Raw genomic sequence first — 13,877 nt, 5'->3', positions numbered from 1 at the left:
TATTTCGTATCACCGCTGCAACAATATGTATGATACTCTAAGACCTATAAAATGTCAAGGGTTTTTTGAAACTTTTTTTGATTTTTTTTAAAAATATTTTTTATTGCTATTTTTGATGCAAAAGCAACAGTTTTTTAATTCCGTCTAAGTGCCTCGATCGGGCTCAGTTTCGCTGCCTTTTTCGCCGGATAGATTCCGAAGAACACACCTACTGCACAGGAGAACAGCGTAGCCGCCAGGATGGTTCCCGCACTGATCCCAGGTGTGATCGTCATTCCCATACTGCTGCTGATCACCGCACAGATCACATAGCCGCCTGCAATCCCCAGCACAATACCGATCAGCCCGCCTATGATCGTCAGGATCGCCGCCTCCGCAAGGAACTGTAACATAATGGACGAGGTTTTTGCTCCAAGAGATTTCCGGATACCAATCTCCCTGGTACGCTCTGTGACGGACACCAGCATGATGTTCATAACACCGATACCACCTACCAGAAGGGAAATTCCCGCAACAAAAGAAATAAACGCAGTCACCATGCCAAGCATCTGGTTCATGGATTTCATGACATCCTGGAAGCTCTGTACCTGGAAATATTCATCTCCGGCACACTGGTGACGTCTCTCAAGAAGATTTATGATCTTGTCTGCAACCGCCTGGGAATCCAGACTCTTATCCGCCTGAACTATGATCTGATAAAATTCTCCGCTGCTTCCGGTAAAGTCGTCCATGGCCGTATAAGGCACATTTATGGTCACCGGCATTCCATCGTAAGTATAGCTGACAAAGGCTCCGTTCTCTTTCTGTGTGGTGACTCCGCAGATGCGGAATGTCTTGGTCAGATCATAGCAGGTAATGTCCAGTGTCATTCCCACTACATCATCCGTTCCGAAAAGCCTTTTCGCATCGGCATCGGAGATCACGCAGACGTTTTTTCCCTCTTCGACCTCCTTCTGCCCGAAATAGCTTCCGTACTTCACAGAAGCATTATCCACCAGCTTGGCATCCTGGGCCTCCCCGGTCACTGTAAGATTAAAATCGCCCTTTCCGGTTACGGTCTCGCCTGTATAGGAATCTGAAACATTAACACCTTCCACGCCATCCAGCTCCCGGACTGCATCAATATCCTCCGGTTCGATCCAGACCTGGTCTGCTATGGCATCATCACTGCAGTAAACAGCGATCTGACCGCCGCCGATATCATTGATCTCACTGTTCATCTGATTCTTTGTACCCTCACCGATGGACACAATGGCGATCACGGATGCAATACCGATAATGATCCCTAACATGGTGAGAAAGGATCTTCCCTTATTAGCCATGATATTATGGATCGCCATTTTGATATATTCATAAATATTACTCATCGGCAGTCTCCCCTGTCTCTGCTGCACTGTCACTGTCCGCCGCTGCTGCCTCTGCCTTCATTCCCTCTTCCAGGGAGCCCAGATCCTCGATGACCTCATCTCCGGCTTTAATGCCATCTGTGATCTCAACAGAGTCCTCGGAACTGATTCCTGTTGTGATATCCTGCTTCGTGATCACACCATCCTTCAGCACATAACAGAAGGAACCATCCTTGCCGATATTTACCACGCCTGCCGGAAGCGTTACCACATCCTCTGCCTTTTCTGCATAGATCTTTACCTTCGCATCTACTCCCAGAAAAATATCCTTGTCCGGCTTGTCGATGCTCACTGTGGCAGAGATCAGTGTGGAGCCCTTTTCGTTAGTTGTCGCAATGTGACTGATCTTAGTCACCTTGCCGGTATATTTCCTGTCGCCGATGGTAATGTCCGCATTCTGGCCTTCCTTTACCTTATCGTAGTCATACTTGGACACATTGATATCAACGCTGACCTTATCTGTATTCTGCAGGGTAAAAAGCTCCATTCCCTGTGTTGCCGCTGCGCCCTGCTGGACTGCTGATTTGGAAATGACGCCGTTAAAATCCGCCGAAATGCCCTTCTTTCCTTCTTCTACCAGATCTTTCGCAGATTTTGCATCCAGCTCAGTAAGATTGTTGCTGACACGCATTTTTTCTTTCTCTTCTTCTGTAAGGCTGGCAGAATCCGCCTCTGCAATGGATTTCTGGGAAGCAAGGTCCGACTGCAGATCCGCCAGATCAGAGGTTGCCTGTTCGATCGCATTCTCAATGGCAGAAGTATCCACTGTACTTCCTGCAGAAGAAGCATCCGCAGATGCATGATCTGTCAGCCCCGGTGTTTCCTCTGAAGCTCCATCGGTAACAAAATCACCGGCCGCACTACTGCTGTAATCAGAATACTCCGGCATTTTTGGCTGGCTGGCCTTCTTATCCTCATAAGCTTCCTTTGCTTCCTGGCAGGTGATCTCTGCCTGACTTCTTGCTGCTTCCGCTTCATCCAGCGCCTGGGCATTCTCATCGCTCTGGTCTGCCTGCCACTGTGCAAAAGCCATCTGATACCTGGTATCTGCCTGATTATAAGCATTCTGTGCCGTTACATAATCGGAATTCAGCTGTCCCAGCTCCTGCTGGTACTGCGGAAGTGTCTCATTCTGATATGTAGTCAGCGCTTCTGAATACGCTCTCTGAGTCTCTGCATCCCTGGCAGCCTGGGCCTCTGCCTTTGCCTGGGTCTCCGCCTGGGCCTGTGCCTGCGCATCTGCCGCAGCCTGAGCCTGTACAGACGCCAGCTGTGATCTCAGGGAAGCCAGATAATTCTGCTGCTCCCTTACCTGCTGTTCCAGACTGGAAACCTTTACTTTTGCGCTGTCCTGCTTCTGCCGGGCCTCATTGGATTTATTGATGGAATTTTTGTAATCATACTGTCCAGACTGTACATTCAGCTCTGCTTTCTGATTATCCCTCTCCAGATTCTTCACTTCAAACTCTATCAGCTTCGTTCCCTTTGAAACCGTATCGCCTTCTGCGAAGGATACTCTTTTGATCTGTGCGTTCACAGGAGAATAAAAGGTCTTCTGCTCATCACTGACAACGGTTCCGGTTGCATCTACGATCTCCTCCACATCTCCTGTCTCCGCTTTGGTAACAGCAACCTGCGGAATCTGTGATCCCCTGCGGCCTGCACCTGATGCCGCATAAATACCGCCTGCCACAACAGCCACTGCTGCCACACCGATCACAATCTTTTTCCCTTTTTTCATTCTTAAGCCTCCTCGACAAATTCCTCATTGATCGTATCTGATTCAATTTTTCCATCCATGATCCGGACCACACGTCTGGCCTGAGCCGCGATCCCATTATCATGAGTGATCAGGATCAAGGTTTCTCCTGATCTGTGCATTCCCTTCAGGATTTCCATAATTTCCCTGCTGGATGCAGAGTCCAGATTTCCCGTTGGTTCATCTGCCAGGATCACCGGCGGCCTGGCTGCGATAGCTCTGGCAATAGCCACACGCTGCTGCTGTCCCCCTGACATTTCGTTTGGCTTATGGTCCATACGTTTCTCAAGTCCGACTTTTTTAAGAGATTCCACAGCAAGCTTTCTTCTTGTTTTCCGGTCGATCCCACGATAGATCAGAGGAAGCTCCACGTTTTCCAGCGCCGTAAGATTTGCAATCAGATTAAAGCCCTGAAAGATAAAACCAATCTCCTTATTTCGTACCACCGAGAGATCATTATCCTTCATTGTGGATACATCTGTTCCATTCAGATAATATTTCCCGGAGGTGGGAACATCCAGACAGCCCAGCATGTTCATAAAGGTGGATTTTCCGGAACCGGACTGTCCGATAATAGCCACAAATTCACCCTTATGGATCTCCAGGTTCACATGATCCAGCGCCCGCACCTCATTTTCTCCGGGATTGTAAACCTTGCACAGATCTACTACCCGTACCAATGCATCTTCCATAATAAAATTACTCCTTGTAAAGTAAATCAGTCCCAGGCAAGCCCCTCCTCTGCTTATTGCTTTTCGCCATTGAAACAGAGAGCTTCCCTGATCAGGTTAAAAATACAGAGCGAAGTCTGCAGGGGATACTGCTGTTTCTCGTCGGAACGCTCCAAGCCAAAACAGCAGCAGGCAGACTGCTCTGTCATTTCCGGGAAAACCCCGCTCATTGATCTGTAACGAAAAGATTACCTGAATGTCTTCAGAACTGACACACATTTATACATCTGTTTATGCATCAAGTAAAAACGCCTTATATGCCTTGTATGCCTCATATACATCTGCCTTGCTGGTAACCTCCCACGGAGCATGCATACTCAGCACTGCCACGCCACTGTCGATAACCTCCATTCCGTAAAGTGCCGCAATATAAGCGATGGTTCCGCCTCCGCCAAAATCAACCTTTCCAAGCTCTGCTGTCTGGAAAGCAACATTGTGATCATCAAAAATCCTGCGAACTCTTGCAACGTACTCTGCATTGGCATCGTTGGAACCGGATTTTCCTCTTGCTCCGGTGAACTTGTTAAGAACGATACCGCGTCCAAGATATGCTGCATTCTTTTTCTCAAAAGCCTCACCATAGGCCGGATCATAGCCGGCACTTACATCAGAAGAAAGCATGCTGGAATTACGGAGAGCTCTTCTTAATGCAAGCTCGGAATAGCAGCCCATTCCGTCCAGAAGCTCTGCCACGCTGTTCTCAAAAAATCTGGACTGCATGCCTGTGGCACCAACGCTTCCGATCTCTTCCTTATCTACAAGGAGACAGCAGCCGGTACGCTTCGGTGTCTCCTCCATCTCCAGCATTGCCGCAAGGGATGTGTAAGCGCATACACGATCATCCTGTCCATATGCTGCGATCATGCTGCGGTCAAGTCCACAGTCTCTTGCCTTTCCTGCCGGAACGATCTCCAGCTCTGCTGAAAGAAAGTCCTCTTCCTCAATACCATACTTCTCATTTAAAATCTTCAGCACATTCTGTTTTACCGCATCCTTTTTGGAATCATCCGGAAGCTCTGCAAGAGGTCTGCTGCCGATCAGGATATCCAGCATCTCACCCTCAATAACCTCTGCTGCCTTTTTCTGGAGCTGTTTTCCGGAAAGATGGATCAGAAGATCTGTGATGTAAAGTACCGGATCTTCCGCATCCTCACCAATGCTGATCTCCACAATGCTTCCGTCCTTCTTTGCAACAACACCATGCATGGCAAGAGGCAGTGTCACCCACTGGTATTTCTTTACACCACCATAATAATGGGTATCCAGATAAGCCAGATCCGTATCCTCGTACAGAGGATTCTGCTTGACATCCAGTCGCGGAGAATCGATATGTGCACAGAGAATGCTCATACCTCCGGAAAGCTCTTCCGTTCCTACATGAAACAGAGCAACGATCTTCTTCATCCCTACCGCATAAACCTTGTCACCGGCCTTGATCTTCTCGCCTTTTTCAAGCTTCGACTCAAGAGATTCATATCCGGCAGCCTCTGCTTCCTTCACGATTTCTGCAACACATTCCCGTTCCGTTTTTCCTTTATCCAAAAATTCTCTGTAAGCCTTCGCAAGCTTCTCCATTTCTGTCTCTTCTGCTTCCTTATAAGAAAGCCACGCATTTCTTCTTTCCATTTTAGTGGTCCACCTTTCTTTATAGCTTCCGGCAGCTGCCGTTTCTCATCATATTATCTGCAATCTGTCTACTATTATAGGTCAAACATTTACGAATTTCCACCGCAATTCCCATTCTTTACAAAATCTTTATGATTCGTTATAGTAGTTCTTAAGAATTGGCCCTGTATCCAAAATTTTCAGGTATCTCACACACGGAAAGCTTTCTGTTTCACCGTAGACTTTACCTGTATGCTCCAACAGGGCAAAGGAGGAAACAACATGCAAGCATCTGCTCAGCTAAAAGAGCTTCTTCACAGCATCAACCGCAAAAGCTATCCTGCATACAAGTCTCTGCGGGGTGCATACCAGTTTGACCGTTATATTTTGTCCATTGACCACGTGCAGGGGGATCCTTTTGCCTCTCCCTCTCACATCAGTGTGAAGCTTTCCCACCGAGACACCGGATTTCCGGCAGAATATTATAAGGATTCCCTGACCCGCATCACACTGGGAGACTTTCTGAACCGCCAGTTTGAACAGCAGGTAAACCGTTATACCTTCCGTGCAAAAGGCTCCGGAAAAAGCGGCCTGATCTCAGTAAGCCACTGTGGTCAGGAGGTTCTTGCACGTACCGCCTGTGAAATAACGGAAAAAGGCATCACTGCCCGTTTTTTCATCGGTTTCCCGGCCAATGGCAGAACCATCAACTCTCCCGAACTGGAAAAAATCCTCTTCGATTTTCTTCCGGTCTGTATTCACAAGGCATTTTTTTACCGGAATCTTGACCCGGAAGCGCTGAGAAAAGCCATCTGCCTTGCCGAAGATCAGGCATTTATCCGTCAGGAGCTGAAAAAACGTTCTCTGGCTGCCTTTGTCAGTGACGGCGCTATCCTCCCCAGGGAAAGCGGCATTTCTTCACGCCCGATGAAAAACTCTATTCCTTTTGTTTCTCCGGAAAGCCTGAGAGTTTCCATGGAGCTGCCCCACAGAGGAACCATCACAGGCATGGGCATTCCCTGCGGCATCACCTTGATCGTAGGTGGCGGCTACCATGGCAAATCCACCTTACTTAACGCACTGGAGCTGGGAATTTACGATCACATTTCCGGCGATGGCCGGGAATATGTCATTACCGATTCTTCTGCTCAGAAGCTTCGCTCTGAGGACGGCCGTTTTATCAAAGATGTGGACATTTCTCTTTTTATCAACGATCTTCCAAATAAAAAAGACACCCTCTGCTTTTCTACAGAGGATGCCAGCGGCAGCACTTCACAGGCTGCCGGTATCGTGGAGAGTATGGAGGCCGGAAGTAAAGTCTTTCTCCTTGACGAGGATACCTCTGCCACCAACTTTATGGTCCGTGATTCCTTCATGCAGCGGGTGATCTGCCGGGAAAAGGAGCCCATCACTCCATTTCTGGAACGTGCCCGGGATCTCTATGAAAAGGCAGGGATCTCCACTATCCTGGTTGCCGGAAGCTCCGGAGCTTTTTTCCATATTGCGGATACTGTGATCCAGATGGATAATTATCATCCGGTGGACATCACAGCAGTCACCAAAAAGCTCTGTCAGGAATATCCTCTCTCAGACATTGAGGCCCCTGCATTCCGCCTTCCGGGAAGCCATCGCATCATGACCAAGGCCAAAGTGACTCCATCCCGCCACAGCCGTCCCGGACAGCCGGAAAGACTGAAAACCAAGGTTCACGGCAAAGATGGCTTTTCTCTTGGAAAAACCGAAGTGGATCTCCGCTATGTGGAGCAGCTGATCGACTCCGAGCAAACTGCATCCCTGGCGTTGCTTCTGAAATATGCCTGCGAACATCTCATTGACGGAAAACGTTCTCTGCCGGAGATCATCACTTATCTGGATACTCAGCTGAAAAGGCAGGGATTGTCCTTCTTCTCGGAAGGCTCTTATATTCCATGCGGTTATGCCATGCCCAGGATCCAGGAAATATATTCCTGCTTTAACCGCTATCGCAGGCCGTAGCTGTGCCTGAAGCTGTATATCCAATAAATCTCAGACAACAAAAAAACGCTGCCGATAAACATTGGAAATCTTTATCTCCTCTGTCATTCGGCAGTTTTTTTCTGCAATGCAAAACCACCGTCCTGTCGGCTCTGTCTTGCCAATGGAACGGTGGTTTATCTTCATACATATTTTAGGGAAAGGAAAGAGTTTTTCTTAAGAGCTTCTGTTCTCTTAAGATGTTTATATCATACAGGATAAATGTGAGAGAAATTTGTACAATTTCTAATAAATTTATAAAATTTATTAACGAAGTCTAATCATTTTCCAAAATAATCCTGCTGATCATTATTTACCATGGTCTTCCGGAAAAAACCGAAATATTACAGCCGTTTCTTTCGCTTTTTAGTCGTGTCTCTGCTCTTTGTTATCATATGTCTCACAGAATCTGGCAGCAAAAGCCGGCGGCTCCTGATGCGCATACAAATGAGAAATGTCTCCAAAAGAGCTCATACGGAAGGACGCGATCCCTTTTCGCCTCTCCTCTGTAACAATGGTGCTCACCGATGACGGCGCCGCACAGAAATTCTGCAGCATCACCAGCGGAGAGATACTGAGAAGATAGCTGATGAGTACACAGCTTACACCGAAATGGCAGAAAAACACAAGCGTATCTTCATTGGCTTTTTCTGCTCTGTAATAATGTCCTTCCCGCACATATCCATGCTCTGCCAGAACTTTATCAAAATTCTGTGTGACCCAGTCATACTCTTCTTTCATTTTTCCCTCTCGCAGGATGTCATTATCCCACCAGCGGTCAAAGCTGTAGAAATTTTCGATCTTCGTCCAGTCCTGGGGAAGCCAGTCCCAGGGAATGATCTTTTCCCCATGAAGATCCGGTCTTCTGATCTTTACGTCGAATTCTCTCAGCCACTTGCATTCTGTAGCTGTTCTTCCGTTTTTCTTCAGTGTGCAGGATGCGGTATCCTTTGCTCTTCCAAGCGGAGAAACATAAAAATCCCTGACATCAAGAGCTGCGATCTTTTCAGAAAGAAATTCCGCTTCCTTCCAGCCCTTTTCGGTCAGGGAATCTATTGTGTAATCCGGGTCTCCATGTCGTATAAAAAGTAATTTCATCTTTTGGTATCCTCCATTTCATAACCTGGATTTCCATTATATTCTTATTTTTTCAGTTGTCAATTCCTGATAGCTTCTGCTGCAGGGATCAAACCTGATCCGCGGTTTCTCCCTGGAGCACAGCCTGCTGCTCCCTCAGCTCATAAACTGCCTTTTTCAATGCCAGAAAGCTCTCCTCACTGATTATGTGCTCGATCCTGCAGGCATCATGAATCGCTGTTTTTTCCTGGACTCCCAGTATCATCAGCCAGGAAGAGATCAGCTGATGACGTTCATATACCTTATCGGCAATCTTATGTCCGTCCTCTGTCAGACGGATATCTCCGTTGTCGGCTACTGTGATGAGATTTTTCTGGCGAAGATTCTTCATGGCAACACTGACACTCGGTTTCTTAAAGCCCATCTCTGCCGCGATATCCACAGCTCTTACAAGAGAGCTCCTGTTTCCAAGGATCAGGATCGTTTCCAAATAATCTTCAGATGATTCATTTGATCTCACGTTATTTACACCTCCCTCGGTTTGTTAAAACTAACCAAGTTAATCATAACATACTTTAGGAGAATGAGCAACGGTTTTTAATGCTTTCTGTTTAGTTCTGCCTCAATTGCCAGAAGGCACTGGCTGGAACATATCTGCAGAATTCTGGAAATTTCCAGGAGTTTTTCCCTGGAGCAGTTTCCTCGGAGCAGTTCACAATATCCCTGAAATTTCATCTGTACCAGGATATGTACCAGCTCGTGATCAACTTCTTGTCCACATTCCTTTTGAAAACGTTCATTAAGGATCTGCTCCATTTTCGTACAGGCATCCTCACGGAAATTCACATATCTGGTACCTTCAGCTCCATCTATGAGGATTTTTGCGATGTCCCTGTTTTCCCAGATAAATTGCATAAGTATCCTGTCATATTCTTCCGGATGCAGTTGTTTTTCCTGATCCGTAAAGTCTCCCATGATCCGCTTCAGATCCTCTACCGTCTCTTCCACGATTTCTTCAAAAAGAGCTGCTTTACTTTCAAAAAAGAAATATAGCGCTCCCGTAGTCACATCTGCTTTTTTGCAGATCGCACGAAGAGAAGCCTTCAGAAATCCCCTGTCTCTGAATTCTTCCTTCCCCGCTTCCAGAAGTCTGCTCCGCACAGCATTTTCTGATTTTTCCATATTTTACGCACTCCATCATTTTTCCTGCATTCCGCTTTGCAGGAAAATTCCGCTTATTTCTGACCAGCTGTTAATTTTTTAGCAATCTGATCTTACTGGTATTTTACCTTAAATCGCTGAAAAAAGAAAGTATTTTGTACCCCGTGTCAATCTGTCATCGGGGAATCTCCACGGTCTGTAACGATTTCATAGCCTACAGACTCCACACGTCTGGTAAGGCACCCTCTGCACTCTGCTGCTTCCTCGCCTGTACAGATCTTGTTATCATAAAGCTCATACTGTTTACGGTTCTTCACCGGAGAAAGATTGGGCATTACTACATTTGCACCCGCCTGAAAACCCTTTTCCCTGCCTCTGGGGTCCAGGGTCCCCAGTGCTGTGGTTGCCGGAAGAAGTACCTGTGGAAGCAGGATCCGGATGACAGACAGCAGAAACAGTGTCAGATCCACACTTCCTGCCGGTTCCTCTGCAAATTTCGTATCATGGTGCGGGACAAATGGTCCGATCCCCACCATATGCGGATTCAGGTCTTTAAGAAAAACAAGGTCTTCCGCCAGATACTCCAGCGTCTGTCCCGGCGCACCTACCATAAATCCGGCACCTATCTGATATCCCAGTTCCTTCAGGGTATAAAGACACTGTTTACGGTTTGCAAGACTTAAACTCTCCGGATGAAGATAACGATAATGTTCCTCACTGGCCGTCTCATGACGGAGTAAATAGCGGTCTGCTCCAGCATCTTTAAATCTCTGATAGCTTTCTTTTGATTTCTCCCCAATGGACAGCGTGATCGCACAGTCCGGATATCCCTGTTTGATGGACCGGATGATGTCAACCATCCGGTCATCATTAAACCATGGGTCTTCCCCTCCCTGGAGCACAAATGTCCGAAATCCCAGCTCATAGCCATTCTCGCAGCACTGCAGGATTTCTTCCTTCGTAAGGCGGTAACGGCTGGCATTCCTGTTAGAACGGCGGATCCCGCAGTAATAGCAGTCATTTCTGCAGTAATTGGTAAATTCTATCAGACCTCTTGTATATATTTTATTTCCAAAATATTTTTTCTGTATACGGACAGCCTCTTCCCGAAGCAGACGAACCGTATCCGGATCCTGGTATAAGTGCAGAAGTTCCGGATATTCTTCCTTTGTCAGCTGTCCTTCTTTTATAAATTTTTCAACGATCCCCATACTTTATCTGTCCTTCTCTTTTATTTACAAAACTATCTGTAAAAAATATTTTATCACAAAAAAACAGATATTGCACAATATAAGTATACATGCAATATCTGTTCTTACAGAATGGTTACTGTTCATTCCGTTCTCAGTAACACAGAATGATCCAATTTTTATTTAATAAGATCCTTTACAACCTCACCGGCAATGATCAGTCCCACTACGGAAGGCACGAAGGCATTACTTCCCGGTACCTGACGTCTCTGAGTACATTTTCTTTCTGTTCCCGGAGGACAGATGCAATGAGACTTGCAGCTGATCGCCATATCATCAATTGGAGTCATTGGCTTCTCCTGTGAGTAAACCACCTTCAGTTTTTTGATTCCTCTTTTTTTCAGTTCACGGCGCATGACCTTTGCAAGGGGACAGACGGACGTTTTATAAATATCTGTCACTATAAAACCTGTTGGATCCATCTTATTTCCGGCCCCCATAGAGCTGATGATCGGTGTTCCTGAAGCCTTTGCCTGCTCTACGAGCATCAGCTTTCCGGTTACAGTGTCGATCGCATCGACTACATAATCATACTGGGAAAAATCAAAGGAATCCGCTGTCTCCGGCACATAAAATGTTTTGTGGATATTTACAACTGCATCCGGATTAATTTCAAGAATACGTTCTCTGGCCACGTCAACTTTATATTTTCCTACGGTCTTTCTTGTTGCGTAAATCTGGCGATTGATATTGGTGAGGCATACTTTATCATCATCAATGAGATCCAGGGTACCTACGCCACTTCTGACCAGTGCTTCCACCGTATATCCGCCAACACCGCCAATTCCGAATACTGCGACTCTGGAATTTTTCAGCTTTTCCATTCCTTCTTTTCCGATTAATAATTCTGTTCTTGAAAACTGATTCAGCATTTTCTGACCTCTCCTTATATTCTTTCCATGTATATTTATACTGACAACGGATATATTTTTTATATCTGTCCGATTTGTTTTACAACTGTCAGGATTCTATCATGGGAAAATAGCCTTGTCAATATCCCTACCAATAAGCTAGGAATATTTTCCCGTTTTCATCAATAAATTTTATGATACAAAAAAAGATCCCTAAAAAGGAATCTTACTGATACTGCGGGTAGCCGGACTTGAACCGGCACGGAGTTGCCCCCGAGAGATTTTAAGTCTCTTGTGTCTGCCTATTCCACCATACCCGCATATTCAATTAATTTGTTCAAAAATGGGGCCTATAGGGCTCGAACCTATGACCCTCTGCTTGTAAGGCAGATGCTCTCCCAGCTGAGCTAAGACCCCAAATATGAACGACCCAGAAGAGACTCGAACTCTCGACCTCCGCCGTGACAGGGCGGCGCTCTAACCAACTGAGCCACTGGGCCATACAAAATATAAAACTTTTAAAATGGACCTTCGGGGACTCGAACCCAGGACCGACCGGTTATGAGCCGGTTGCTCTAACCAACTGAGCTAAAGGTCCAAAAAGCCGATGATCGGACTCGAACCGATAACCTGCTGATTACAAATCAGCTGCTCTGCCAATTGAGCCACATCGGCGTATTAAACACCAAATGTTGAATCGAGTCAATGAATATCCAGTTTAGTTTTAAGTGACTCCAAGGGGATTTGAACCCCTGTTACCGCCGTGAAAGGGCGGTGTCTTAACCGCTTGACCATGGAGCCATATTTCTTTTTTATGTTTCGCTGTTTTGTATTTCCCTCAGCGACGAGTTAAATAATACCATACCTTTTTTATAATTGCAAGCTTTTTTTTGAAAAATTTCAATTTTTTTTACAAAGCCGGAAAACAGGCCGAAAAGCCTTATAAAATGGGCTTTCCAAGGGTTTGTATTTCCTTTCTCAAACCCTACCCGGGAAAATTTTTTCTGTTTTTTTCAAACATTGACATTATTTTTTCTCTGTATATAATTGAAAGTATGATGACTTAAAAAATCATATGAAAGGATGACAATAATGAAAGTTTTATTACTCAACGGCAGTCCTCGCAAAGAAGGCTGCACTTATACAGCTCTTACAGAGATCGCAGAAACCTTAAAGAAGAACGGTGTGGAGGCAGAAATCTTCCAGGCCGGGGATCCTTCTCAGGAAAACGTTGCTGACGCAGCTGCCATTATGAAAGAGGCTGACGCCCTTATTGTTGGTTCTCCGGTTTACTGGGCTTCTCCTTCCGGACAGATCATCGAATTCATGGATAAATTCGCTTCCAAGGCCGGAAAGGATATGATCCACAAGCCTGCCGCAGCTGTTGCTTCCGCAAGACGTGCCGGTACTACTGCTACTCTGGATGTTCTGATCAAATACTTTACCTATCATCAGATGCCTGTCGTGTCCGGAAACTACTGGACAATGGTTCACGGCAATACCCCGGATGACGTCAGAAAGGACGCTGAAGGCCTCCAGATCATGCGTACATTAGGCAATAACATGGCATGGCTGTTAAAATGTATTGAAGCCGGTAAAAAGGCCGGTATCGACGCTCCGGAGACAGAGCAGAAGATCATGACTAATTTCATTCGATAAGCCGGAATTTCTCTGTCATAGCTTTATAAATTTATTGATTATCTCTAACAGTCAATATTTCTATTTGTAGTTACAAAAATAAACGTGCAGATATAAATGTATCTTATTTATATCTGCACGTTTTTACATCCTTATCCTGTCACAGATCAAGCATAAAAAAATCCCATAAACTTTACATTTACAGGAAACAAAAAAACTCCCCCTGTTGGACTCGAACCAACGACACTGCGGTTAACAGCCGCATGCTCTACCGACTGAGCTAAGGAGGATTACTTAAATATTTAATTAAGGTTTGTACCTTAAAAACTACATACATGCTTGTTGATCGTTAATCAAACTCTTTGAATCAATTCTTAACCTGCGTT

General features: G+C 45.8%; 11 protein-coding genes and 7 tRNA genes. 2 read left to right on the top strand and 16 right to left on the bottom strand.

The window, feature by feature from the left end; genetic code table 11:
* Positions 1–134 precede the first annotated feature (134 nt).
* The 4 genes from GPK58_RS12415 to GPK58_RS12400 form a co-directional block, all read right to left on the bottom strand.
* The gene (locus GPK58_RS12415; protein WP_114002077.1) at positions 135–1,367 is read right to left on the bottom strand and encodes an ABC transporter permease; all 1,233 of its coding nucleotides are present in this window, start codon (positions 1,365–1,367) and stop codon (positions 135–137) included.
* Entirely contained in the window at positions 1,360–3,147 is a 1,788-nt protein-coding gene (locus GPK58_RS12410) for an efflux RND transporter periplasmic adaptor subunit (protein ID WP_215638729.1), read from the bottom strand. Before GPK58_RS12410 ends, GPK58_RS12415 begins: the two co-directional genes overlap by 8 nt.
* A gap of 2 nt (positions 3,148–3,149) precedes the next feature.
* Entirely contained in the window at positions 3,150–3,857 is a 708-nt protein-coding gene (locus GPK58_RS12405; protein WP_021650257.1) for an ABC transporter ATP-binding protein, read from the bottom strand.
* Positions 3,858–4,127: 270 nt separating this feature from the next.
* Positions 4,128–5,522, bottom strand: coding sequence for an aminopeptidase (locus GPK58_RS12400; RefSeq protein ID WP_022427054.1), 1,395 nt, complete (start codon positions 5,520–5,522; stop codon positions 4,128–4,130).
* A gap of 261 nt (positions 5,523–5,783) precedes the next feature.
* Here GPK58_RS12400 and GPK58_RS12395 point away from each other — a divergent pair, with 261 nt between their 5' ends.
* On the top strand, positions 5,784–7,496 hold the full coding sequence (locus GPK58_RS12395) for an ABC-ATPase domain-containing protein (protein ID WP_215638728.1): 1,713 nt from the start codon (positions 5,784–5,786) through the stop codon (positions 7,494–7,496).
* Between the two features lie 384 nt (positions 7,497–7,880).
* On the opposite strand, the gene GPK58_RS12390 is transcribed toward GPK58_RS12395, so the two are convergent.
* From GPK58_RS12390 to GPK58_RS12340, 11 genes are all read right to left on the bottom strand, one after another.
* The gene (locus tag GPK58_RS12390; protein WP_021650251.1) at positions 7,881–8,612 is read right to left on the bottom strand and encodes a histidine phosphatase family protein; all 732 of its coding nucleotides are present in this window, start codon (positions 8,610–8,612) and stop codon (positions 7,881–7,883) included.
* 88 nt (positions 8,613–8,700) lie between these two features.
* On the bottom strand, positions 8,701–9,111 hold the full coding sequence (locus tag GPK58_RS12385) for a metal-dependent transcriptional regulator (protein WP_215638727.1): 411 nt from the start codon (positions 9,109–9,111) through the stop codon (positions 8,701–8,703).
* A gap of 77 nt (positions 9,112–9,188) precedes the next feature.
* The gene (locus tag GPK58_RS12380; RefSeq protein ID WP_215638726.1) at positions 9,189–9,773 is read right to left on the bottom strand and encodes a TetR/AcrR family transcriptional regulator; all 585 of its coding nucleotides are present in this window, start codon (positions 9,771–9,773) and stop codon (positions 9,189–9,191) included.
* A 146-nt stretch (positions 9,774–9,919) separates the two neighbouring features.
* The gene (hydE, locus tag GPK58_RS12375) at positions 9,920–10,963 is read right to left on the bottom strand and encodes a [FeFe] hydrogenase H-cluster radical SAM maturase HydE (RefSeq protein ID WP_110102851.1); all 1,044 of its coding nucleotides are present in this window, start codon (positions 10,961–10,963) and stop codon (positions 9,920–9,922) included.
* 158 nt (positions 10,964–11,121) lie between these two features.
* Positions 11,122–11,874: a tRNA threonylcarbamoyladenosine dehydratase gene (locus GPK58_RS12370; protein ID WP_059086183.1), complete on the bottom strand. Its 753-nt coding sequence runs from the start codon at positions 11,872–11,874 to the stop codon at positions 11,122–11,124.
* 215 nt (positions 11,875–12,089) lie between these two features.
* Positions 12,090–12,173: transfer RNA gene (locus GPK58_RS12365), tRNA-Leu, on the bottom strand.
* 24 nt (positions 12,174–12,197) lie between these two features.
* Positions 12,198–12,270 (bottom strand) — tRNA-Val (locus tag GPK58_RS12360).
* A gap of 9 nt (positions 12,271–12,279) precedes the next feature.
* Positions 12,280–12,353 (bottom strand) — tRNA-Asp (locus GPK58_RS12355).
* 24 nt (positions 12,354–12,377) lie between these two features.
* Positions 12,378–12,451: transfer RNA gene (locus tag GPK58_RS12350), tRNA-Ile, on the bottom strand.
* Between the two features lie 4 nt (positions 12,452–12,455).
* A tRNA-Thr gene (locus GPK58_RS12345) sits at positions 12,456–12,528 on the bottom strand.
* 54 nt (positions 12,529–12,582) lie between these two features.
* Positions 12,583–12,654, bottom strand: a tRNA-Glu gene (locus GPK58_RS12340).
* Between the two features lie 291 nt (positions 12,655–12,945).
* On the opposite strand from GPK58_RS12340, the gene GPK58_RS12335 reads away from it, so the two are divergent.
* On the top strand, positions 12,946–13,512 hold the full coding sequence (locus GPK58_RS12335; RefSeq protein WP_022426346.1) for a flavodoxin family protein: 567 nt from the start codon (positions 12,946–12,948) through the stop codon (positions 13,510–13,512).
* 196 nt (positions 13,513–13,708) lie between these two features.
* Here the strand turns inward: GPK58_RS12335 and GPK58_RS12330 are convergent.
* A tRNA-Asn gene (locus GPK58_RS12330) sits at positions 13,709–13,781 on the bottom strand.
* Positions 13,782–13,877: the final 96 nt, after the last annotated feature.

This window comes from Blautia sp. MCC270 (assembly GCF_018785605.1).
Taxonomy (GTDB): domain Bacteria; phylum Bacillota; class Clostridia; order Lachnospirales; family Lachnospiraceae; genus Blautia_A; species Blautia_A fusiformis.
The sequence above is the reverse complement of the archived record's forward strand: the minus strand, read 5'-3'. Positions and strand labels throughout refer to the sequence as shown.